This window comes from Bacillus sp. LUNF1 (assembly GCF_011008975.1).
Classification (GTDB): domain Bacteria; phylum Bacillota; class Bacilli; order Bacillales; family Bacillaceae; genus Bacillus; species Bacillus velezensis.
In genome coordinates this window covers 3,515,704-3,539,064 of record NZ_CP048876.1, presented here as the reverse complement: position 1 = coordinate 3,539,064, position 23,361 = coordinate 3,515,704, and the positions used below count along the sequence as shown (strand labels likewise).

At 46.1% G+C, this 23,361-nt stretch carries 24 protein-coding genes and 2 pseudogenes; 19 read left to right on the top strand and 7 right to left on the bottom strand.

Annotated features, from left to right (window positions below):
* Positions 1–84: 84 nt before the first annotated feature.
* On the top strand, positions 85–867 hold the full coding sequence (locus tag G4O42_RS17525) for a transcriptional regulator GlcR (protein WP_003151250.1): 783 nt from the start codon (positions 85–87) through the stop codon (positions 865–867).
* On the top strand, positions 864–1,721 hold the full coding sequence (locus G4O42_RS17520) for a Cof-type HAD-IIB family hydrolase (RefSeq protein WP_007614285.1): 858 nt from the start codon (positions 864–866) through the stop codon (positions 1,719–1,721). The genes G4O42_RS17525 and G4O42_RS17520 overlap by 4 nt, the downstream gene beginning before the upstream one ends.
* Positions 1,722–1,833: 112 nt before the next feature.
* On the opposite strand, the gene G4O42_RS17515 is transcribed toward G4O42_RS17520, so the two are convergent.
* Positions 1,834–4,608: a DEAD/DEAH box helicase gene (locus tag G4O42_RS17515; protein ID WP_032876000.1), complete on the bottom strand. Its 2,775-nt coding sequence runs from the start codon at positions 4,606–4,608 to the stop codon at positions 1,834–1,836.
* The gene (locus G4O42_RS17510) at positions 4,595–6,205 is read right to left on the bottom strand and encodes an SWIM zinc finger family protein (RefSeq protein ID WP_032876002.1); all 1,611 of its coding nucleotides are present in this window, start codon (positions 6,203–6,205) and stop codon (positions 4,595–4,597) included. Before G4O42_RS17510 ends, G4O42_RS17515 begins: the two co-directional genes overlap by 14 nt.
* 203 nt (positions 6,206–6,408) lie before the next feature.
* Here G4O42_RS17510 and G4O42_RS17505 point away from each other — a divergent pair, with 203 nt between their 5' ends.
* The 14 genes and pseudogenes from G4O42_RS17505 to G4O42_RS17440 all read left to right on the top strand — a co-directional run bounded on the left by G4O42_RS17505 (position 6,409) and on the right by G4O42_RS17440 (position 17,776).
* Positions 6,409–6,552 (top strand): YwzD family small protein, encoded by a 144-nt coding sequence (locus G4O42_RS17505; protein ID WP_003151259.1) that lies wholly within the window; start codon positions 6,409–6,411, stop codon positions 6,550–6,552.
* 215 nt (positions 6,553–6,767) lie between these two features.
* Positions 6,768–7,514, top strand: coding sequence for a protein-tyrosine kinase activator TkmA (gene tkmA / locus G4O42_RS17500; protein ID WP_032876005.1), 747 nt, complete (start codon positions 6,768–6,770; stop codon positions 7,512–7,514).
* Positions 7,501–8,190 carry a CpsD/CapB family tyrosine-protein kinase gene (locus G4O42_RS17495; RefSeq protein WP_021494829.1) on the top strand — a complete coding sequence of 230 codons (690 nt, stop codon included), beginning with the start codon at positions 7,501–7,503 and terminating at the stop codon, positions 8,188–8,190. The genes tkmA and G4O42_RS17495 overlap by 14 nt, the downstream gene beginning before the upstream one ends.
* Before the next feature lie 45 nt (positions 8,191–8,235).
* A complete protein-coding gene (locus G4O42_RS17490) occupies positions 8,236–9,000 on the top strand; it encodes a tyrosine-protein phosphatase (protein WP_032876008.1) in 765 nt (254 codons plus the stop codon).
* A 199-nt stretch (positions 9,001–9,199) separates the two neighbouring features.
* Positions 9,200–10,525, top strand: coding sequence for a UDP-glucose dehydrogenase family protein (locus tag G4O42_RS17485; protein WP_032876011.1), 1,326 nt, complete (start codon positions 9,200–9,202; stop codon positions 10,523–10,525).
* Between the two features lie 63 nt (positions 10,526–10,588).
* A complete protein-coding gene (locus tag G4O42_RS17480) occupies positions 10,589–11,377 on the top strand; it encodes a YwqG family protein (protein ID WP_049589297.1) in 789 nt (262 codons plus the stop codon).
* Between the two features lie 279 nt (positions 11,378–11,656).
* Positions 11,657–12,091: a DUF5082 family protein gene (locus G4O42_RS17475; protein WP_032876014.1), complete on the top strand. Its 435-nt coding sequence runs from the start codon at positions 11,657–11,659 to the stop codon at positions 12,089–12,091.
* Complete coding sequence (locus G4O42_RS17470) at positions 12,091–12,351, top strand: YwqI/YxiC family protein (protein ID WP_032876017.1); 261 nt, start codon at positions 12,091–12,093, stop codon at positions 12,349–12,351. The genes G4O42_RS17475 and G4O42_RS17470 overlap by 1 nt, the downstream gene beginning before the upstream one ends.
* 19 nt (positions 12,352–12,370) lie before the next feature.
* Positions 12,371–14,107 (top strand): ribonuclease YeeF family protein, encoded by a 1,737-nt coding sequence (locus G4O42_RS17465; protein ID WP_032876020.1) that lies wholly within the window; start codon positions 12,371–12,373, stop codon positions 14,105–14,107.
* Positions 14,108–14,127: 20 nt separating this feature from the next.
* Positions 14,128–14,637, top strand: a complete 510-nt coding sequence (locus tag G4O42_RS17460) for a hypothetical protein (RefSeq protein WP_032876023.1) — start codon at positions 14,128–14,130, stop codon at positions 14,635–14,637.
* 664 nt (positions 14,638–15,301) lie between these two features.
* Positions 15,302–15,664, top strand: coding sequence for a hypothetical protein (locus tag G4O42_RS17455; RefSeq protein WP_022553898.1), 363 nt, complete (start codon positions 15,302–15,304; stop codon positions 15,662–15,664).
* A gap of 35 nt (positions 15,665–15,699) precedes the next feature.
* Positions 15,700–16,237, top strand: a pseudogene (locus G4O42_RS20040) (hypothetical protein).
* Between the two features lie 76 nt (positions 16,238–16,313).
* Positions 16,314–16,967, top strand: coding sequence for a hypothetical protein (locus G4O42_RS17445; protein WP_032876026.1), 654 nt, complete (start codon positions 16,314–16,316; stop codon positions 16,965–16,967).
* Between the two features lie 92 nt (positions 16,968–17,059).
* The gene (locus tag G4O42_RS17440; RefSeq protein WP_032876029.1) at positions 17,060–17,776 is read left to right on the top strand and encodes an endonuclease V; all 717 of its coding nucleotides are present in this window, start codon (positions 17,060–17,062) and stop codon (positions 17,774–17,776) included.
* A gap of 87 nt (positions 17,777–17,863) precedes the next feature.
* On the opposite strand, the gene G4O42_RS17435 is transcribed toward G4O42_RS17440, so the two are convergent.
* Positions 17,864–18,745 (bottom strand): LysR family transcriptional regulator, encoded by an 882-nt coding sequence (locus G4O42_RS17435; protein WP_032876033.1) that lies wholly within the window; start codon positions 18,743–18,745, stop codon positions 17,864–17,866.
* 122 nt (positions 18,746–18,867) lie between these two features.
* Between G4O42_RS17435 and G4O42_RS17430 the strand changes: the two genes are divergently transcribed.
* Together G4O42_RS17430 and G4O42_RS17425 are read left to right on the top strand one after the other, a co-directional pair.
* On the top strand, positions 18,868–19,413 hold the full coding sequence (locus tag G4O42_RS17430; RefSeq protein WP_032876036.1) for a flavodoxin family protein: 546 nt from the start codon (positions 18,868–18,870) through the stop codon (positions 19,411–19,413).
* Positions 19,410–19,628 (top strand): hypothetical protein, encoded by a 219-nt coding sequence (locus G4O42_RS17425; RefSeq protein ID WP_017418770.1) that lies wholly within the window; start codon positions 19,410–19,412, stop codon positions 19,626–19,628. Before G4O42_RS17430 ends, G4O42_RS17425 begins: the two co-directional genes overlap by 4 nt.
* A gap of 26 nt (positions 19,629–19,654) precedes the next feature.
* Here G4O42_RS17425 and chrA read toward each other — a convergent pair whose 3' ends face one another.
* From chrA to chrS, 3 genes are read right to left on the bottom strand one after another with little or no spacing between them, the layout of a single operon-like run.
* Complete coding sequence (gene chrA, locus G4O42_RS17420) at positions 19,655–20,191, bottom strand: chromate resistance efflux protein ChrA (RefSeq protein ID WP_032876039.1); 537 nt, start codon at positions 20,189–20,191, stop codon at positions 19,655–19,657.
* On the bottom strand, positions 20,188–20,778 hold the full coding sequence (gene chrB / locus G4O42_RS17415; RefSeq protein ID WP_032876041.1) for a chromate efflux transporter subunit ChrB: 591 nt from the start codon (positions 20,776–20,778) through the stop codon (positions 20,188–20,190). The genes chrA and chrB overlap by 4 nt, the downstream gene beginning before the upstream one ends.
* 13 nt (positions 20,779–20,791) lie before the next feature.
* A complete protein-coding gene (gene chrS, locus G4O42_RS17410) occupies positions 20,792–21,268 on the bottom strand; it encodes a chromate efflux transcriptional regulator ChrS (RefSeq protein WP_007407537.1) in 477 nt (158 codons plus the stop codon).
* Between the two features lie 207 nt (positions 21,269–21,475).
* Between chrS and ggt the strand changes: the two genes are divergently transcribed.
* Positions 21,476–23,053 carry a gamma-glutamyltransferase gene (ggt, locus tag G4O42_RS17405; protein ID WP_032876044.1) on the top strand — a complete coding sequence of 526 codons (1,578 nt, stop codon included), beginning with the start codon at positions 21,476–21,478 and terminating at the stop codon, positions 23,051–23,053.
* Between the two features lie 18 nt (positions 23,054–23,071).
* Here ggt and G4O42_RS17400 read toward each other — a convergent pair.
* A pseudogene (locus G4O42_RS17400) lies at positions 23,072–23,350 on the bottom strand (DUF4181 domain-containing protein); the annotation flags it as partial.
* Positions 23,351–23,361 lie beyond the last annotated feature (11 nt).

Here is a 23,361-nt window from a genome sequence, read left to right as displayed (position 1 = left end):
TTATGAATACTTAAAAACATTGAATATATTGGGATAAAAACTTATAATTACTTACAGATAAGTGACGAAAAAGGGAATGAGGACGTGTATCAAGAAGAAAGACTGATTGCGATAATGGAATATTTGAAACAGCATCGGCGGATTACCGCTGAACAGATATGTTCGCTGCTTCATATTTCAAGAGATACCGCAAGAAGGGACCTTGTAAAGCTGAAAGAGCGCGGGGCCATTATCAGAACACGGGGCGGCGCGATTCTGCCGTCGGTGAATCAGGAGGTTCCTGGCTATTCGGGCCGGCTGAAAACTGTTTCTGAAGAGAAAAACAAAATCGGCAAGCTGGCCGCATCCCTGATCCATAAAGGAGACCGGATCATTCTGGACACCTCGACAACCGTGCAGGCCTGCGCGGAGCATTTAAATGTCACCGGCTGCACTGTTATTACAAATTCGATCAATCAGGCCGATATCCTTTCCGCAAAAGAGGGAATTGATATTCATCTGCTCGGCGGAAAGCTCCAGAAGGAACATCGGTTTTTATACGGGGCTTCCGTCGTAGAAAAACTGGGGGATTATCACGCCGATAAGGTGCTGATCGGCGTTGTCGGCATCTCGGAAAACGGCCTGACGATCCCGCATGAAGAAGACGGCATGGTAAAGCGTAAAATGATCCGACAGGCGGAACAGGTGATTGCGCTGAGCGATCACTCCAAGCTTGGCCGTACGAGTTTTTATCAGTATGCAGACCTGCACGAGGTTGACCTGCTGATTACCGATCGGCTGCCTGATCAGGATTTTTGCGATCTGCTCGACCGGCACGGCGTAGAATTGCTTGTAACTGAATCTGAAGAAGAGGATGAGGACATGTGAAACTGATTGCCATAGATCTGGACGGCACACTGCTGAACAGCAGTCATCAAGTAAGCGATGAAAATGAGCGGGCTTTAAGGGAAGCCCGGCAAGCGGGAATTGAAATCGTGGTTTCCACGGGACGCGCGCATTTTGACGTGCACTCCATCTTCGAACCGCTCGGCATAAAAACATGGATTATCAGCGCAAACGGAGCCGCCATTCATGCTCCTGACGGCAGCCTGTACCACTGTGATGCGATTGCAGAAACAAGAGCCCGCGGCATTTTGTCATGGCTTGAAGAGAATCAATATTACTATGAGGTGTTTACAAACAAAGCCATCTATACGCCTGAAACCGGCAGGCAGCTGCTCGATATCGAAATGGACCGGGTGAAAAGCGCCAATCCGGAAACCGATCTTTCCGTTTTGGAACAGGCGGCTTCAGTGCAATACAGCCAGTCCGGCTTTGCTTACATTCATTCATACCGTGAGCTCTTTGAGAAAGAAGAGCATCTGGATTTTTATAATATTCTCGGATTTTCGTTTGATGAGCGGAAGCTGAAAGCGGGCTGGGACCGATTCAGCGGTCAGAAAGATCTCACCCTTGTCAGCTCTGCCGATCACAACTTTGAACTGGCGTCTCGAAACGCCTCTAAAGGGCAGGCGCTCAAACGGCTGGCGCAAAAGCTTGGCATTCCGATGGCTGAAACCGCCGCGGTCGGTGACAGCTTAAATGACTATTCAATGCTTCAGGCGGCCGGAAAAGGCATAGCGATGGGGAATGCGAGAGAAGATATTAAAGAGATCGCTGATGCCGTTACATTGACAAATGATCAAAACGGCGTTGCGCATATGATCAGGAATTTACTGTGAAAGGTATGGCGATACTGTTCATGACTGGCGTGACGCATTCATGGCAAATGCGGCGTAACAGTAAGGACGACATAAAAGACCGGCTCTTCTGAGAGAGCCGGTCTTTTTGCGTTTAATGTGATTGCGCTGATGCGCTGAGGGTGAATAATTCTTCAAGCTCAGCGGATGACAGCTCGGTAATCCAATTTTCACTTTGGATAATCTGATCGTTCAGCGTTTGTTTCGTTTCGAGCATGGCATCAATTTTTTCTTCAATCGTTCCCGTCGTAATGAGTTTGTGAACATGGACGAACCGTTCCTGGCCGATTCGGTAGGCGCGGTCGGTCGCCTGGTTTTCCACCGCCGGATTCCACCATCTGTCATAGTGAATGACATGATTGGCAGCCGTCAGATTAAGGCCGGTTCCGCCCGCTTTCAGTGACAAAATCAGCGTCGGGTATTCTTTCTTCTGGAACCGTTCGACGAGAGAATCGCGTTCCTGCTTGGATAGGCTTCCGTTTAAAAACTGAACCGGTTCTCCGAATGCTTTTTCCAGGAGGCGCTTCATCATGTTGCCCATCTGAATGTATTGGGTGAAAATGAGGCAGCTTTCCCCTTGTCCGCGGATCGCCGCCATTAAATCAAGCAGCTTTTCCAGTTTGACGGATCTCCCGTTTAACAGCTCTGTCTGTTCTTCCTTCAAATAGAGCGCGGGATGATCGCATATTTGCTTCAAGCGGCCGAGCATGCTCAGAATCAGCGCTTTCCGCTGCATCCCGGTCAGAGAAGCCATATGTTCAAATGTATCTTTGACAAGCTGTTCATAAAGGGATGCCTGTTCGGCTGAGAGCGGGATAAACTCTTTTTGTTCCAGCTTGTCAGGAAGATTAAGCGCTACTTCTTCATCCCGTTTTGTCCGGCGCAGTAAAAACGGCCGGATTAACTGCTGAAGCTGGTTGATTCTTTTTTCGTCACGGTCTTTTTCAATCGGCAGCACATAGCGTTTATGAAAGCCGGTCAGACTGCCGAGATAGCCTTTGTTCATAAAATCAAAAATCGACCAAAGCTCTGTCAGGCGGTTTTCCATCGGTGTTCCGCTCAGCGCGATATGATGGACGCCTTTCAGCTTTCTGATCGCGCGGGACTGCTTCGTATGCGCGTTTTTAATATTTTGCGCTTCATCAAGGCAGATGGTGCTCCATGTCACGGAAGAAAGCTCTTCCTGATCGGCGTGCGACAGGCCGTAAGAAGTAAGAACAACATCCGCGTCCTGATAGGCCGGGACAAATGCTTCCCCCTTCGGCCGGCGGGGGCCGTAATGAAGCATGGCCTTCAGCTGCGGCGCGAAAGTCTGGAGCTCACGCTGCCAGTTGCCGAGCACAGATGTCGGCGCAATGATTAAGGCAGGCGCTTTTTGCCGGCCGCTTTCCTTCACATGGAGAAAATAAGCGATCATCTGAATCGTCTTTCCAAGTCCCATGTCATCTGCGAGACAGGCGCCGAAGCCGTTTTTCCGTAAAAACAGAAGCCAGTTCATGCCGTACATCTGATAAGGGCGGAGCTGGCCCTGAAACGCGGCGCTGACTTCATGCTCCGGCAGATCCCGGGCTTCCGTCAGTTTGCGGATCAGGCTTCTGAGCTGCTTTGATAATTCGATCTTGATCCCGGCAAATGCCGATGAGTCAATGATGTCTGTGTCCTCGGCTCCGTTTTCCCCGTGATCCATCAGTTCGCGCGCCAGCACGTCGGACATGTGGAGGCCCTCAGATTCCGCTTTTTCCATCAGTTTTTTCATTTGTTTAATGAATTGAGGATCAATTTTCACCCATTGGCCGCGGATGTTGACGAGACGTCTGTTGTTTGCGACGAGCTCATTGAATTCATCCTCTGTCAGCTCAATTCCGTTTGTGGCGAATCTCCAGTTGAAATCAAGCAGAGCATTCATGCCGACGAAGGACTCGCCCCGCGGGGAGGATGACACTTTCGCTTTGAGCATCATATTGCTGTCCCGGACAATCTGCCACCATGATGGGAGAAGAATCTCCACACCCATATCGACAAGCGTCTCACTCGCTTCCGATAAGAAGATCCAAGCCTCTTCTTCAGAAATCAGCGTCGTTCCTGAATCAAACGAAAGCCAGGGAACCGTTCTGCGGAAGCGGTCCTGTTCGCGCGCGATTTTTCCGCCGTATGCCTGCCACGCTTTTTTCAGTCCCTTCAGTCCGTCGAAAAAGGTGATGGAGCCGGTTTTTTTCTCACGTAAAAACATTTCGATTTTCCAGTCGTCACCGTCAAAATCAGGCTCGTTTAATCGGAGCCCGACGGTAAACGGCGTCAGATCGTCATGCCAGCCGATTCCCTCGAGAAAATCATCTTCATCCAAAAAGGAGCCTTTAAACGTATGAACGGCCGGTGAGCGGGTTTCGATCTGCCGCCATTTTTCCAGCAGGTCATCATTGTACTGAATGTAGTCCTGGACCGCGGCTGAGAACCAGTCTGCCGTAAAGCCCTCCAGCAAAAGCTCGCGGTCTTTGAAGCGCAGGACACCATTTTGCCAAGCCTCATAATCCGGAAGAAAATCGCCGTCGGCAATAAATTCGTATATCGTCGAAGCCGCTTCAATTAACGGTTCCGTTTCCTTTGTCAGCTGCACGGTGCTGAATGAATTGAACGAGTTTTTTCCGAGCAGCTCGACGGTCATCCACGGGCTGAGCAGAACGGCCGGGGTGCCGATGAAGCTGACGTCTTCAAGAAACGTTCCGTAAAAGGTGGACTCATGCCATTGGAACAAATGAGTCTTCATCTGACTGAGAGTAAGCGGCTGCTCCTTCTCATCATGGCTTGACAGCGTAAATGTCCAATCTTCCATTTGTTCTACATGAATGAAAATTTCCTTAAGACTCGCCATCAATCAACTTTCCTTTCTGCAATTCTTCTTGAAGGGCGCGCAGCCTCTTGTAACTTGCGCTCAGCCGGCTGATATACCGCTCCCATACCTGCTGTTTTTTTGCCTTTTTATAAAGCGTCCGCAGTTTTTTCAGATGGCGTGCAGCCTCTTTATAGGCGCTGCGGTTTTTTTGATCGATAAAAAAGGCCGCCGCCCGGTGATAGGAGGGGATGAGCGCTTCCGGATCACTGGCGGCAATTTCCTTCAGGATGTCCTTTTCGATTTCCCAGACGGAAAAACCGACGAGGCTGTGAATCTCCACCCACTCCGCGTACCGCCGTTTTTCGTACAGGTACTGGCTGTATTCGGTAAAGGTATAGGGAAGGCAGCCGGAAGCAAACCGTTCAAACAGCTGATCATCCCGTGAGTGCCGCGCATAATCCGCCAATAGCGCAAACAGCTCTCCGATAATGTCGCGCATTTCTTTAAACGGCTTATCAAGCTTCGTATAGTTCACGGCAAGCGGCTCGATCCGGCCATACCATGTTTTCAGCCGTTTCCAGTCTTTTTTCGCGGTGAGTTCACCGAGCCATTGAAAGGTATACGGCAGCGCTTCAGGAGGGAAGCGGGACATATCTTCAAAGACAGATTCATCATCTTTTTGTAAAAAGGCCAGATGAAGCCGTCCGAACCGCACTTCCGGTGAAAAACGGCGCCCGCTTTCCTGTGCGAGAATCTCCTGTTCACGCGCGACCCATTTCGGCCGGTTCAAAAGCGCGCTCCACATTTCACCGAATACCCGGAGGCGTTCGTATTGAAAAAGCTCTTCTTTCACAAGCAGTCTGCGGAGCACCGGAGGCGTCCGGTCTAAAAAAGGATCGAGTGAAAAAGACAAGGCGTACGTTTTCAGTCTGTCAATGGAGGAATAAATTGTATCCATCAGCTGTTCCACGTATGGATTGATGCTGTAATAATCTTTTTCGGCATCCAATCTGCCTGACTCAATCAAAGTGAACATGTGAAGCCAGACGGCAAGCGCCGAATGAATCTGATATAAGCTTTTAAGCTCGGGTTTTTTCGGGGCGTGCTTTTTGAGCGCTGACAGATAGCCGTAATAAAGGCCCTGCATCGTCTGGCTTCCGGCCGGCGTCCGCGCCTCCCACAGCGAGAATTCCGAATCAAAAAAAGCGAGCCAGCTTGACAGCGACTCTTCATTCGGCAGCACTTTTTCCTGAAACTGCCGGCGGACAAGCTCCCTGCTTTCCTCAAGCTTTTCTCTTTCCAGCCAATGTTCGGTAAAGGTACCGACCCGCTCGAATTGGGCATATACGTAAAGAAAAACGGCCAGCACGTGGCGGCAGATCGCCTCAGACGGGCATGCGCAGCCGCTTTTCACCATGAAAAATAAGTTCAGCGTGACCCTTACAGGCACAACATCCTGCACATATGCGGAAATCTCTGTCGGGGTTTGAACCTGTATACGATAGACGGAATCCTGCCGATATAAAATGAGTGCTTTCTTCATCAGCTGAACATTGTCTTCATTGTAAGGAAGAAGTTCTTTAAGCTGTTCAGCCGCTGCGAGCACATCTTCTTTAGCAATCATATCCTGAAGCATGATTATCGCTCCTAACGAGTCACAAAATAAAAAGATTCCAATTCCTCTATTATATCGCAACACATGGCTCGGAAAAAGTTTTTCCTAAAAAAGGACATAAAAACCCGGATGTGTCGAATGATGTATTAGAGATTGCAAAACAGCACCCGACAGCATATAATAATCTTGTTTTCAATTTAATGGAAGCCGAAAGGAAACGAATGATGAAGAAAACGAAGTTAGATCAAGAGGAGTTTCTGAAGATTTTAATGCATGCGCACGACATTGGTGAGCAGTCCTCTGAGATGACCACAAAAGAAATGCTTGAGAATTTGATTTCTTATATTAAAAATGGATATGCAACATAAAATCCCGCAGGCTCTTGACCGCGGGATTTTTTAATCTTCCTGTAACACCATTGTTTAAAGCGCTTACAAAAATAAAACGAATTGAAGTGATTGTCTATTTTTGTCGAATTTTGTCATTTGAAAAGGTTAGAAATGACAGTTTAAAGCTGTATAATCATAATTGGAAAAGATCATTGGAGGGAATGGGAATACGCGGAAAGTGATATGGAGGTTATATGGGAGAATCTACAAGCATAAAGGAAATATTCGCAATACTGAGAAAGCGTCTGCTGTTTATACTTATTATTACCGCGGCGGCATCTGCCGCAGGCGGACTCATCAGTTTCTTCGCTCTTACGCCGGTCTATGAAAACTCAACTCAAATTTTGGTCAGTCAATCCAAAAACAATCAAAAAGAAGTCCAATTCAATGACGTTCAAACCAACCTCCAATTAATCAACACGTATAATGTCATCATCAAAAGCCCGGTCATCCTCGATGAGGTGATTAAACAGCTGAATCTGTCCATGACTTCGAAAGAGCTGGAATCGAAAATCACGGTGTCCAGCGAGCAGGATTCACAAGTCGTGACGATTGCCGTGAGGGATACGGATGCTAAGCGGGCGGCCGTTATGGCAAATGCGGTTGCAGCCGTTTTTCAGGACAAGATCACCGCCATCATGAACGTGGATAATGTCAGCATCCTTTCAAAGGCCGAAGCGGCGGACAGCCAGTCACCGGCAGAGCCTAACCGTAAGCTGAACATCGCGATTGCGTTTGCCGCCGGACTTTTGGGCGGAATCGGTCTCGCCTTTTTGCTGGAACATCTGGATAATACGATCAAGTCGGAAGAACAGCTGGAATCACTGCTCGGCATCCCGGTCCTGGGAACGGTTACTTCAATCAGCACTAAAGACAGCGTTGCCAAAAACTTGAGGATGGCGGAAACCAAACAAGCGGGGGGCGGACATGTTGACGCGTAAAAAAGACAAACTCGGAAAACGAAGCGTGATTGCGATGTCTGAGCCGAAATCCATCAACTCAGAACAATATCGCACGATCCGCACAAACATTGAATTTTCTTCCGTTGATACGGAGGTGAAGTCCCTTTTGATCACATCCGCCGGTCCGGAAGAAGGAAAATCGACAACCGCGGCCAACCTTGCCGTCGTATTTGCACAGCAGGGGAAAAAAGTGCTTTTAATTGATGCGGATCTGCGCAAACCGACGGTTCATTTCACCTTCAAATTGGACAACGGAACCGGATTAACGTCGCTGCTGTTAAAACAGATGCCGTTTCAGAAAGCCGTCCTGCCGGCTGATGAAGCAAACCTGGATATTTTAACGAGCGGGCCGATCCCGCCCAATCCGGCGGAGCTTTTATCGACGGGTGCCATGAAAGATCTTCTGTCAGAAGCCGGCGCAGTTTATGATAAAGTGATTTTGGATACGCCTCCCGTTTTGGCCGTAGCCGATACGAAAATATTAGGCAGTTACACTGACGGGGCTATTATGGTGATCTCGAGCGGGAAAACGGACAAGGAAAAAGCGGCCAAGGCGAAAGAAGCACTCGATTACTGCCCGTGCAAGCTCCTTGGGGCCGTGATGAACGGGAAGAAACAAACGAAACATTCGGACTACGCCTACTACGGACAATAATGTCACAATGGGCGCGGTCCATTCTTTTTAAGGAGGGATTGAAATATGATAGATATCCATTGTCACATCCTTCCTTCCATAGACGACGGCGCGGCGGATGATACAGAAAGTCTGAAGATGGCGAGAGAAGCGGTCAGACAGGGGATTGATACGATCATCGCGACGCCGCATCATGTGAAATACCGCTATGACACGGACCGGCATACGGTCAACGAAGCGGTCACCCTGTTAAACAAACGTTTGAACAAGGAAGGCATTCCGCTGACTGTTCTGCCCGGCCAGGAAATCAGAATAGACGGAGATCTGCTGGCAGGTCTTCAAAGCGGCTCGCTTGTCCCGCTCCATAATACGAAGTATGTGCTGGCGGAATTTCCGGCGGATCATGTCCCGGCCTACGCTGAAAGGCTGTTTTATGAACTGCAGCTGAACGGATATGTCCCCATCATTGCCCATCCGGAGCGGAACAGAGAAATTCGCGAAAACCCTTCCGTCCTATACAGTCTTGTGAAGAAAGGCGCGGCCGCCCAAGTAACGGCCGGCTGCATTGCCGGAGCATTCGGGCGGAAAGCGAAATCCTTTTCGCTGCAGCTGATTGAAGCGAATTTGATCCACTTTCTCGCATCTGACGCCCATAATCTCGGACCGAGAAATTTTTATTATCAGGAGGCGCTCGGCGTTCTGAAAAAAGAAGCAGGGACAGAGCTGATTTACATGTTCACGGAAAATGCGGCGCTTCTCGCTGAAAACAAAGCCGTTTATAAGGAACCTCCGCTGCCTGTGGCCCGCCGTAAGCGCTGGGGTCTTTTTTAATCGTCGTCTCCATCCCGTTTAAATGAAGCGTAAGCGGCTGTTTTGCAAGATGATTCTTTTATGCTTATGCTATTATCAGCGGCCGGCACCGTTTTTTCCTATCATGACCTCAGGCTTCCGGCATTCAGCCGGCGCCGGGATCATATGATAATAACGGTAAGCTGCCCAGCAGCAATTTCTAAACGGTTGGGGGAACACGATGAAAATAACAGTGATCGGAACAGGCTACGTCGGTCTTGTGACAGGAGTGTCTCTTTCAGAAATCGGCCATGACGTAACATGCATAGATATTGACGAACGTAAGGTTGAGCAGATGAGAAAGGGATTGTCCCCTATCTTTGAACCGGGCCTTGAAGATATGATGAAACGAAATATCGGCCGGCATCGGCTGGCATTTGAAACAAGCTACGAAAAAGGGCTTGCGGAAGCGGACGTTATTTTTATAGCGGTCGGAACGCCGCAAAAAGAAGACGGGCACGCAAACCTTACTTATATTGAAAATGTCGCCGAACGGATTGCCGAACATATTTGTAAAGATGCGATTGTCGTGACAAAAAGCACGGTTCCCGTGGGAACGAATGACAGGATCAGCGAAGTTATTCATTCACGGCTGAAAGCGGACGTGAACATTTCAATCGCCTCGAATCCGGAATTTCTCCGTGAAGGTTCAGCGATTCACGATACCTTTCACGGCGACCGCATCGTGATCGGGGCTGAAGACCGGCAGACGCGGGAAACGCTTGACCGGGTTTTCGCGCCGCTTGCGATTCCGGTATATCATACGGACATCAGAAGCGCTGAGATGATCAAATATGCGTCAAACGCTTTTTTAGCCGCAAAAATCAGTTTTATTAATGAGATTTCTCATATATGTGAAAAAGTCGGTGCGGATGTGGAATCAGTCGCACACGGAATGGGATTGGATAAACGGATCGGCAATCAATTCTTAAGAGCCGGCATCGGTTACGGCGGTTCCTGCTTTCCGAAGGATACAAACGCCCTCGTGCAGATCGCGGGACATGTGGAGCATGATTTTGAATTGCTGAAGTCCGTCATTAAGGTCAACAATAACCAGCAGTCCATGCTGGTTGATAAAGTGCTGAACAGGCTCGGCGGTGTGACGGGGAAAACCATCGCGTTATTAGGGCTGTCTTTTAAGCCAAATACAGATGATATGCGGGACGCGCCGTCCATTGTCATTGCGGATCGTCTGGCGGCTCTTGATGCCCGGATGACAGCGTACGATCCGATTGCTTCATTCCGGGCTTCCGGGCTGCTTCCGGCTGCGGTTTCCTATCGGGAGTCCATAGAAGAAGCCGTCAGGGGAGCGGATGCCGTCCTGATTCTGACAGATTGGGAACAAATTAAACACTTCCCGCTTGATGCGTACAAAGAGCTGATGGAAACCCCGGTTATTTTCGACGGGAGAAACTGCCACTCGCTTGAGGAAGCGGAACAGGCGGGCGTGGAATATATCTCAATCGGAAGAAGAGCCGTCGTGCCTCAGACTGATTCTGTCACTTGAAAGGCCGGCGGACCGCGCCGGCCTTTTATCATACAATCATTAGAGACGAAGGAGATATTAATCGTGGAAAACACATGGAAATTGCCGAAGCAAATGGAATCATCCCGCGGTCTGCTGGAAACGTCAGCACGGCGCTTTATTAAACTGCACGTCAAAAAAGCTGAAACGGGTCGGTATGACAGTAAAATTGCCGGAGACCCCTATTTTCCGAAACATGAACCATACCCTGAAGATGAAAGCGGCAGGCCGATGAAGCTTCTCGCTCAAATCAATTTTGCGGATATGCCCGGACTTCCTGATTTTCCGGACACCGGCATTCTTCAGTTTTACATATCGGTCAGTGATGACGTATACGGTTTGAATTTTGACGACGGGTGCGCGCAAACGGGTTTCTGCGTTAAATATTTTGAACATGTGACAGCAGAAGAAGCGGAGCTCATGGATGATTTTTCTTTCGTTCAGGTTGAAGAGGAGTACGATTTTCCGATTCAATCCGAAGCGCTGATCACCCCTGAGCTGTCTGCTGAATGGGTGCTCCCGTCTGATTTTCAATTCAGGCAGTATGCCGGGATGGATGCCTTTGACTATTTCGAGCATTTTGACGATGAGGTGTATGACGAATATACGGCGAACGCATTCGGCCATAAAATCGGCGGCTATGCGTCCTTCACCCAGGAAGATCCGCGGTCTTACTCCCATCAAAACCATACGATTCTGCTTTTGCAAATTGATTCAGATGATGACATTGATTCGATGTGGGGAGATGTGGGAATCGCCAATTTCTTTATCAGACCGGAAGATTTGAAGAAAAAAGATTTCTCAAACGTTTTGTACAACTGGGACTGCAGTTAACGACAGTATGATGATCATGATACAAGGCAAAGGAGACGGTTCATCACTGTCTCCTTTTTTTTAGGGAATTTATCATGGATACATAGAGGAGATCAATGAATGGATATGCCGTTTATGTGAGTCTTTTGGCGTTAATGATGAACATCTCGGCTGCTGAAAATAAGCCATTTAACCTATTTAAGCCGCTTTCTGTCTATTTTAAAATATAATATATGGAAATATAGTATGGAAAAGTCTGTGCTTTTTGTACGACTTTTTGCGTAAGACGAGGTGAAAAAGATGAGCCATTCAAGCACATTAAGCCATATTAACAGCACAATCAGCCATAAACTGGGCGAGGTTGAAGACCAAATTGATAAATTAAAAGAAGCGAAAAGAGAGATAGAATCTCTGCAGGAAGAGGGCGTGTCTGAAATCAGGGACATCCTCAGGCCGCACCTGGATCATCATTGGACCGGCACTTTTGCTGAAGAATTTGATGACCGGCGCGATCAGGCCCATACAGAAGCATACAGAATCGTTACAGACAAATACGACGGTTATATTTACCGAATCGGCTTAAAGATGACACAGCTTGAAATTGAAAAAGGAGGGCTCCTTGCCGCCAGAAGCATCGCGAGAGAGGCAGAGCACCTGCTGACGCTGGGAGAAGAAGCCCTTGACACAGTCGGAGAAAAAATACAATCAATCAAAAGAAGCTGGAGTTGGTTTTAATGGCAGAAATAAAACTCAAATACGGAGCTGTCATGAAGCAGCTTGAATCCGTCAGCAGCGCTTTGGAGGCCGTTTCGGTCGGGAACGCCGGTTCAAACGGAAAAAACAAGCTCGACTATACCTCCAAATATCAATCCCGCGAGGCAAAGCTTGTATCGATGATCAGCGAATACAAGCAGGCCGTTCATAAGAATATCGCGGACGTTAAAGACAACGTAGATTCTTTGAAAGAACAGGACGAGGCGATCGCCGTAAAATAACGAAAGAAAGGACTTGCCGATGAGCAAAGTGTTTGAATCACAATCGTTAACGGACGAAGCAGATAAGAGAAAGAAACAATACGAAGCCCTTGAAGAGCAGCTGCGTGCGCTCAAACAAGCCTTTCAAGGCGTGGCCGATCTGGGTGATGCTTTGAAAGGGAAAGGCGCAGACAATATAAAAGATTTTTTTCAGGGACAAGCGGAAATCGCCGACAGCTGGCTGACGCTTGTCTCTGCTCAAATTGCGTTTTTAAATGGCATTTCAGGTGACATTAAAGATCAAGAACTCAGCGATACATATGCGGAGACTTCATTTTTGGAGCATGAGCTGCCCAACGCGGATTTGAAAGCTTCAGAGATTGTCTCCGCTCATAAAGCAGAAATCGATTCAATTTTGTCAGGCATCAGCGATATTATTCATCTCGACACATATACGCTGGATGATTACGCTGATAAAATGGGCGATGCCCAGAAAACCAGACGCGATACGATCACGGCAGTCGATACGCTTGATGAATCCCTGACCGCTGAATATCAAAACTTAGAATCTCTGGACAACGCAGTGCTCAGCAAATATTCCGTTCTCATGCAGGCCACCAGCAACGGGAAAAGCGCATCCCCTATGTACTATGACAAAAAAGCCTTCCACAGCAATGAAATCTACAAAAGCGTCATGGCGACAGAAAAACAGGGCACGGACTATATTGACGCAAAAGCCCAGCAGGCCGAAGCAAGACGGCTTCAGGAAAAGGCTGAAGAAGAAGCCAATAAACCATGGTACGAAAAAACATGGGACGGCATCTGCAACTTTACCGGCGAAGTCACCGGCTATTATGATTATAAAAGAGCAGCCGAAGGCGTTGATCCGGTGACCGGCGAAAAACTCTCCACCGCAGAACGCGTCACAGCAGGAGCGATGGCCGCCGCCGGATTCATACCGGTCGTCGGCTGGGCGGGCCGCGCTTTCAAAGGCGGAAAAGCCATTTACAAAACCGGAAAAACCGTCATTGCCGCAGAACATGCTTTAGATGCCTATAAAACCGGAAAATCCTTAGACATTCTCAAAATGACAGAAATGGGCGCATACGGCCTTGTCGCCTCAAACGGATTCTCAGAAGCCGTCACAGGCAGAGATATGTTCGGAAACAAAGTGTCTGAGGAGAAGCGGAAGCAAGGGGCGCTGGAAGCTGCGCTGAGTTTGGTTGGAGCGGGTGCATTGGCGAAGCATGTAAACAAAGGCATACCGCTTGCAAAATCGCCACAAGCATCAAAAGTTGAAAAAGGGAAAAAGATTCTAGACCAAGTAAAAGAATTCAAAGTACCGACGAATGTAAAAATTCGTGTCCACAAGACTGTCACACCGGATGGCGCAACTTTCCCAATCATTCATGCTGATGTGAAAACCAAAGCTGTGAAAGATCTTGGGATTGTGAAGATGGCTGGTAGTGGTGGCGGGAATAGTAAGAAACTTTTCGGTCAAAATGGAACTCAAATTGCAAGTAAGACAACATGGCAAAATGGGAAGACAGAAAGAATAGACATTGAAAACCCAAATCCAGGGCAAAGAGAAGGTCAAATTCACTATCACGAGCCAAACAATAAAAAATGGTATTTTGATGTAGAAACAAAAAAGTTTTATGACCAAAAAACAGGTGAAGATGCACCTAGCAAAATTCAAAAAGTACTTAAAGACAAGAGTGTTCAGAAAGCTATAAATAAGGGATTGAAATTTTTAGGTGAGGATCCTGTATTTTAGTATAGGAGTGAAGATTATATATGGAATATACAAATAAAAATATGAAAAGACTAAAAGAACGACTTGAAGATCTGAGCAATGCAAATAAAGTTGACCTATCTAATTTAAAGGATATTATTTCACCTAATATAGTTAAAGTAGACGATTGCTATATTCTAGATCTAGAGTATGAGTTAACTGATAAGACAACGATAAATTGGAATAGAATTTTGAAAATGTACGGGGATAAAACGGGGTATGAAGCATCGTGTAATGAGCTCCGCATAAACGATTATTTAGACTACAGTGATTTGTCTGATGAAGAGATTTCACTTTATGCGTTTCAGATAGTAGACGGTTGGGAACAACATTTAAAAGAAAAATTTCCTGAACATAAATTTGTTGTGATTATAAGTATTGATGAAGGTTTTGCGACACTTAGATTTTATAAATATAGAGAAGAGGAAAGCAGTTGGCTAAAGGCCGACATTGAAGAGTACGGAAACGAAGCTATCCTTGTAAAAGAAATTAACTTTGATAATAAAATTTAAGTAAAAAAGCAGGTAGTTATATTGTACCTGCTTTTTTAGTTTTTACCTTTTGAAAGCAAAAAACATTACAAATGATCAAGCTTTTACAGGATTAATGGTAAAACTAATTCAAAACTGTTGATTTATAGAGAAAAAAATTAAAGATTAAGTTTTGTGAAAAGTGAAATAAAATGATTCGAAAATGTAAAGGAGAGAATGTAATGTCGCAAGAACAGAAGTTAATTATATTGAATGAAATGTTTAAAAAGAAGGCGATGAAGAGGACGTTGAAGGGTTAACAAACAATAATGATTGATGGGGTTATCAAGCAAGTTTTTAATAAAATAAAAAATGAAAGAAATTTTAAAAGTAATAATGAAGTTATGAGAGATATTATTTTTGAAGGAATTAATAGTATAGTTGAAAAATCTTGAAGGTTTTAATGCAAAATAGAAACGCCTTCATTATCTCTTTTATATTTCACATGGATAGCTACGGAAACTCTGGTTAACGGATGGAAAAAAAGCTGCTGTCCACTCTACAAAATTCCCAAATGAGCATCAAGCTGGTCATGGAATAGGTTCAACAACAAACACCCAATTTAAAGGGAGAAAAAATAATAGGCTAGAATTTACTAAGGTAAACCATGAAAATAGTTTAAAACAAAACTAAAGAGGTTCTGTTAATGGTAAAATATGTTAAGTTAGATGTTCCAAAAGCAAATTTACATCCCCTAAGAATAACACAAGGTTGGAAAGTGAATTATAATCATTTTGTTGAAATAGATCCAAGAACTTTAGAACCGAATGATGATTCCTGGTTTTTGTTCACAGACAGTTTGTTGCAGCTTTATCATGAACAATCCTCAATAACGCTTGATTTAGGCTGGGTTCCTGACATTTCACCTGAAGGTAACTATCTGGTTTTAATAGTCAAAAATAATGATTGGGAAGATCCTATTAAAGAATTTTCATCAGATGATTATAAAAAAGTAATTTTATATATTGAATATTATTTAAAACAAGTAACAACAACTTGGTGGAAGTAGTTAAATAATAATGGCTGGAATAGTTCGAACATGGAATCAGATTTATTAATGAATACCCTGAAATCGGTGAACTGCTTAACCGTCTATTTGTGAATAGGGAATTAGACGAATGGTACAAGAACAAATGTGCAGATAAAATAAAAGTGCCTGATGAATTTAGTCAAATAAAAAGTCTAAAAAAATTGAAGTTAGAGATTTAAACAATCCTTCTGGAAAAATCAATATCCACATGCAAGATCTTTCTGGGGAAAATGGATTTCATCTAGAACAGCAAAACAATATGAAAGTATCTAATCTGGTTCCTGTTTATGTACCAGATTATAGTTATTCCCTTAGACATGAATTAATCGACGGGGCTTATGATATTGTAGGTACCGCTGAATCTTTAGAATTCATTCAGGGAACGAACTATATCAATAAAGTAATGCAAGAGAAAGGGTTTATCGAACTCAGTATTTGTATGATTACTACGATACTGTGTATGAGGGGAGTGAATTGCCCCATATACAGTCTTTCAATAGGAGATTAACATTAGGAGATGCCTTGTTTACTGATGTATTAGAATTGCTATAGTTAAGAGCTTGCCCTGTTGTCATCGGCAAGTTTTTTTATAGATAGTATAACAATGTGGAGTACAAGGAGAAACTGGATGGACAGAAATCAAATTTCTCAATTGCAGCCATTGAAAATCTGTAATGGCTGGTCTGTAGTACAGAACAATTTAAATTCAGAAAAAAGAATGGAAGAAAAATATGAACTGCTAAAACTACAAAATGAAAAACGTAATGCTGTTATTAAGGCAATATTTGAAAATGATCAATATCATGTCAAAGTAGCGGGCTTAAAAGCAGATAAGATTTATAAAGAAGACTCTTTTAATGAAATGGAACAATTATTGGAAGAGCTAGAATATCAAATCTGGACTGTGGGAAGCGGGGTTTTAGAGGGTTTGCAACAGCTAAGCCAACATGTTCCCAATTTCTTAAGGCTTAAGATACCGGCGGGCTGGACTGTTGATTATATTACATTAAAAGATACTGACCCTAAAACTCTAGAGGAAAATGATGATGCTTGGTTATTTGACTTTAATCAAGACCTCCTGCAGATTTCTCATAAAACTAAAAATTTGCTGCTTGATGTAGGGTGGTACCCAGAAGGCGATCCAACCGGCAGTTATGGCATTGAACTGATAAAAAACGAAGATTGGGAAAATCCTTTAGAAGATATTATGTGTACTGAACTTAAAGAATTACTTAAACAATTGGACCTTATTTTTATGAAAGAAATGAAAAATGAATTTTAATAAAAGATATAATTTGTTGAAGGAGTCTTCGTTAGATCGAAACGCAGGACGATTGAGCACGAAGACTATTTTTAGAGAGGAAAACAAGTGAAATGAAAATACATCAAATTCACGATTTTGATCTAAAAGATGAATCGGATTTTGTTCAAACACAACAATCCCTTATACATAAAATCAACCTATCCCCCGTCATCCATCCAGACTCCGTCAACACCTGCGCAGGCGTCGACCTCGCTTATTGGGAGCGGGACGGGGAACCGTACGGCGTATGCAGTATCATCGTGATTGACGCTGATACAAAAGAAGTGATTGAAAAAGTGCACAGCATGGGGAAAATCAGCGTGCCGTATGTTTCCGGTTTTCTTGCGTTTCGCGAGCTGCAGCTGATCATTGAAGCGGCCGAAAAGCTGGAGGCGGAGCCGGATGTGTTTTTGTTTGATGGCAACGGGTATCTGCATTACAATCATATGGGCGTTGCCACCCATGCGGCTTTTTTTCTGGGTAAGCCGACGATAGGGATTGCGAAAACCTATCTCAAAATCAAAGGCTGCGATTTCAAGATGCCTGAAAATGAAGTCGGCGCCTACACCGATATTCTCATTGACGGCGAGGTATATGGCCGGGCGCTTCGGACACGGCGGGACGTGAAGCCTATCTTCTTGTCTTGCGGACATAACATTGATTTAGAAAGCAGCTATCAGATCACAATGAAAATGATCAATCGAGAAAGCAGGCTGCCGATCCCTGTCCGTCTGGCTGACCTTGAAACGCATGTTTTGCGAACGTTTTATCGGGAAAATCACGTGTAACACTTGGGGCTTTAAGCCACCAAGTGTTTTTTTTGTATGCCTGGTGTCTGCTTTATTAAAAACTTTGTCGTCCTTGCAGATAGGTTTTTATTTGAATGTTTTTCGCGTCAAATCGATAAAAGCCTTTAATGGCGCAGACATCCACTTGTCCTTATGCCATGCTAGTTGAGTAAAAACAGGGCATTCATTCTGCCAATTGAGTTCTTTCATCCGTCCTTCGGCAATATCGTCTTTTACTGTCATTTCAGGCAATAGTCCAATTCCAAGTCCGGCCATCACGCATTGTTTGATGGCTTCTATGCTGACGAATTCTAATTTGTTAGGATAGACTCCGGCGTCATGTAAAGTGTTCTCAAAGAGCGTGCGGTATGAACAGCCGTCCTCTGTCAGCAGAAGGGTTTCATTTTGAAGATCCTTCAATGTTGCTGGTGAGTCTGCTGGAAAAGGATGGTCATTGGCGGCTACCATTTTGATTTCATCCTGAATCAAAGATTCAACGTGCAGTGCGTCTTCCGTCCGATTCACATCCAAAATGAAAGTGATATCAAGCTGGCCCTGTAAGAGCTGTTCTTTCGCTTGTTCGTTGGAAATATACGGTTTGAATATGAGCTTTACTTGAGGAAAAGCCTGTTTGAATTCTTTTATGATAGGCGGAAGACGGTATGTGCATTGGCTTTCCGTCGCGCCGATTTTCAAGGTTCCGGTTGTTTCTCTTACTTGATTTGCGGCCATTTTTGCTTCTTCTGTTAACGCAATGATCTTCTCCGCATAGGATTTGAATGTTTTGCCGGCTTCTGTCAGGATGAGCCGCTTGCCGAGCCGTTCAAATAAAGGAGTCCCGATTTCTTCTTCAAGTGATTTGATCTGAGAGGTAACGCTTGATTGTGCATAGTTAAGCATCTTGGCGGTTAGGGTGAAGTTTACATGTTCTGCTGCGGTAATAAAGGTGATCAGCTGCTTCAATTCCATAAGTTCTCGCCCTTTCTAAATCGGTTTTTCCGATTGGAATAATCGAAATAATCATCTGTATTGATTGATGAATCCATTATATGATGAAGAAAATCATTCGTAAACAAAGGAGCAGATGCATCATGAAAATTGCGGTTATTAACGGCGGAACTCGGCCTGGCGGAAATACGGATATTCTTGCGGAGAAGGCTGTTCAAGGATTCGATGCGGAGCACATTCATTTGCGGAAATATCGGCTTCAGCCAATTGAAGATCTGCGTCACGCTCAAGGCGGCTTTCGTCCTGTTCAAGATGACTGCGATTCTATTATTGAGCGGATATTGCCGTGCGATATTCTTGTATTCGCCACCCCAATTTATTGGTTTGGCATGTCAGGGACATTAAAGCTGTTTATTGATCGCTGGTCACAGACGCTGAGAGATCCGAGATTTCCTGATTTTAAACAGCAAATGTCAGCGAAGCAGGCATATGTAACAGCAGTGGGAGGAGACAATCCTAAACTAAAAGGGCTGCCGCTGATTCAGCAATTTGAACATATTTTTCATTTTATGGGGATGTCCTTTAAAGGCTATGTGCTGGGAGAAGGCAATCGTCCCGGTGATATTCTTCACGATCATCAGGCGCTGAGCGCGGCGAGCAGCTTATTGAAAAGAAGTGATGCTCTATGAAGCTGCTGCTGGTTATCTCTGGTATGTTGATTCTTGCACTCTTTTTAGCTTGGAAAGCGCCGACTTCTGTTTGGATACAGGCTGAAACCAATTCGCCTCAGGTTCAGCAATTTGTGAGAATGGCAGGCGCAACGCTGCAAGTTAAGCAAATCATCAAGAGTGATGCAGGCGAAGAAACAGTTGTCATATCAAATGGTATTTCCGGGCCAAAATAAAAAAGCACCTGTCCAGGTGCTTTTCTTTATAAATGAGGAACCACAAGCCCTCCATACAAAAACGCCGCGATAATCAGGAAGGCCGGATGCATCTTGAATTTTGTCAAGGCAAGGAGGGAAATCCCCGCAATCACTATCGCTTGAACCCAGCCGATCGCTTTGATGCCGTCTGCGCCGATTTGCCAGGTAAGAATGAGCATCATGACGGCGATGACAGGCTGGACGGACAGCGTCATACCTTTGATGACGGGGGATTGGCGGAAGCGCTGAATGATGCGCAAGAGGACGATCAATGCGAGCGCCGACGGTACGACGGTAGCGATCAGCGCAATCAGGAACCCGGGCCACCCGCCTGCGCTGTAGCCGACATACGCCGCGATTTTGGTTGCGATCGGGCCCGGCAATGCGTTCGCAAGTGCGAGCATATTTGAGAACTGATCGTTTGAGAGCCAGCTGTATCTGTTGACGACTTCTTCAAACATCAGCGGGATCGACGCCGGTCCGCCTCCATATCCGAGTACGTTTGCGACAAAAAACGCCATAAATAAATAGATCATGATCATGAGGCCGACATTCCTTTATCTTTTGAACGTTTATTTGTGATTTTGTCCTTTAATTTAAAATGAAACGCGCCGTACGCCAAGAAAATGATAATGACAAAGCCGGGATTGATCTGCAGCGTTTGCAGGCCGATAAAAGCGATGATAAAAAACAGGATGCCCGTGACCCAGCCGAAACCTTTAAGCGCTTTTTGGCCAAACTCGTACGCCATAATGCCGAGCATGACGGCGATCACCGGTGTTACAGCGCCAATCATGCCGGCAACAATTGCTGAGCGGCTTAAGACATTGACAGCCGCAAACAAGCCCGCCATAGCAAGGCATGTAGGCAGAATGTGGGCGAGGGTTGCCAAGATTGCGCCTAACGTGCCTTTCAGCTTGAAGCCCAGATACGCAGCCATTTTTGTGGCAATCGGTCCGGGAAGCGCATTAGCGATCGCTAATATTTCTCCGAATTCATCATCATCTATCCATTTGTATTTATTGACGGCTTCATGGCGGATGAGCGGGATCACCGACGGGCCGCCCCCGAATCCGAGAATGCCCGTTCGGACCATCGCCGCCGTAATGTCCCAATAGGGATGTTTCATGGCTATGTCCTCCTTACAGCTTCATGCCCGTTCTGCTTTTATACCGTTTAATCAGCATTTGGCAGTCGACACTGACGACGCCTTTTTGCGTATAGAGCCGTTTTGTCAAAAACTCTTCCATCTCCTGATCATTTGCGAAAATGCCGTGCATATGCAGCTTGCTCGGTCCGGTCATATGATAAAGGCTTGTCACGGCCGGCTCCTTTTCAAGCTTTAATGCGGTTTCCTCCAAATACTGCGGCTCCACCTCCACATTAAAAAACACGGACACATGACGGCCGATTTTCGCCGGGTTGATGACAGCGGTGAATTTTTCAATTACGCCGGCATCCAGTAAATGCTGAATGCGGTGCTGAACCGCCACTCGCGACAGGTTAACCCGCTTTCCTACGTCTGTATAGGAAATCCTCCCTTCCTCGTGCAAAATCGAAAGAATCTGTTTATCCGTTTCATCAAGGACAAGATTCGGAATGCTGTATTCATGTTCCAACCCGCTTCACCTTCCTTCATTTGGTAGACATTATTGTATCATGAAACATTACGGTATGAAGGGAGAAATTTTTTATTGTTTTCGATATGTAATAACTTAGAATCATTTCTTATCGAAAAGTAAATAGTGTGTGAGATTTTCTTTCAGGAATGTGGATGGCCGCGAAGCCGCTTTTTATAATTGAGAAAATTTGTAAAGGGGCTTGTCATGAATACTTCAACCATCGGAACGAAACAAATGGTCGTCAGTCCGCATTATCTCGCTTCTCAGGCGGGGGCCGGCATTCTGGAAAAGGGCGGAAACGCGTTTGACGCGGCAGTGGCGGTCAGCGCCTGTCTGGCAGTCGTGTATCCGCATATGACGGGTCTTGGCGGGGATTCATTTTGGCTCACTTACCATAAAGAAACGGGACGAATCAAAGCTTATAACGGGAGCGGACGTTCAGGGAAGCATGTGACGAGAGACTTGTATCGGGGCAGAGAAGCGATCCCTCTGCGCGGGACAGAAAGCGCCATTACCGTTCCGGGCATGGCGGACAGCTGGGATGCCGTGCTTTCGGCGTACGGGCGTCTTTCTCTCGCTGAGGTGCTGAAGCCAGCTCTTGATTATGCGGCAAACGGATTTCCGGTGTCCGCCGACCAGTGCGTCCACACAGAACGCAATCTCGCTCTTTTAGCCTCGACGCCTTACACCTCGGCCATTTTTACGAGAAACAAAAAAGCGCCCATGCCCGGTGAACGGTTTGTCCAGAAGGATCTGGCGGCCAGCTTGGAGCAGCTTGCCGAGAAAGGCAGAAGCGCTTTTTATGAAGGAGATCTCGCTCAACGCATCATATCCTTTCTGCAAAACAACGGCAGCCGTCTGACACTTGATGACTTTAAAGCCCACCGCGGCGAGTGGACGAACCCGGTATCCTCCGATTACCGCGGGTGCAAAATCTATCAGGCTCCGCCGAATTCACAGGGCTTTACAGGCTTAATGACGCTCAATATATTGGAAAACTATGATTTTTCTCAGATCGAACACGGTTCCTTTGACTATTATCATCTGCTGATCGAGGCGCTGAAGAAGAGTTTTCAGCACCGGAATGAAGTGCTGACTGATCCGGCATTTTCTCATATTCCGCTGGATCGGCTGCTTGATAAACGGTATGCAAAGCAGCTTGCGGAAGAAATCGGTGACGTGGCTGCGCCGGCGGTAAGCCGGCCGGTCGGAAGCGACACAGCTTATGCCGCCGTCGCCGATGCGGAAGGAAATGCCGTTTCCTTTATTCAGAGCCTCTATTTCGAGTTCGGATCTGCCGTTACAGCGGGGGAGACGGGCATTCTGCTGCAAAACCGCGGGTCATTTTTTTCGCTGGATGAATCCCATGTCAATACACTTGAACCCGGCAAGCGGACGTTCCACACCCTCATGCCGGCGATGGCCTGTAAAGAAGGAAAGCCTCACATCCTGTACGGAACCCAGGGAGGAGAAGGCCAGCCGCAAACTCAGACAGCGATGATTACGCGCATCATTGATTACAAAATGGACCCCCAGCAGGCGATCAATGAGCCGCGCTGGGTCTGGGGACGGACATGGGGAGAGGAGTATGAAGGGCTGAGGGTTGAAAGCAGAATCAGCCCTGAAACGAGAGAAGCCCTAAGGCAGAGCGGCCACCGCGTCGAGACCGTTGGTGATTTTGACGGGCTTATGGGCCATGCGGCAGCGATCGTCATTGATGAAGAAGGCTTTCTCCAAGGCGGTGCCGACCCGCGCGGCGACGGAGCGGCCGCAGGAGTATAGAGCTGCGCTAACTGATAAAAAAATAAGCACGCCAAGCGCGGCAGAAAGACCCGCGTAAAACGAATCGTACACATATTGCTTTTCCTCCCGCCGGTGCCGCCATTCCATTATGCCGGTGCAGCAAAATAGCATGAAAACAACTCCCGCAAATACGTACATTTCATTGAAAAAATTCACCGCTGCGATGCCCGTAATAAGCAGTGTGATTTCGATTAATCGATGTGTGCCGTTTATCGGCTTCTGCTTTTTAACAGGCTTTGGCAAATTGAGAACTTTGACGGCAAATACTTGAAACATAAGGCTGAGCA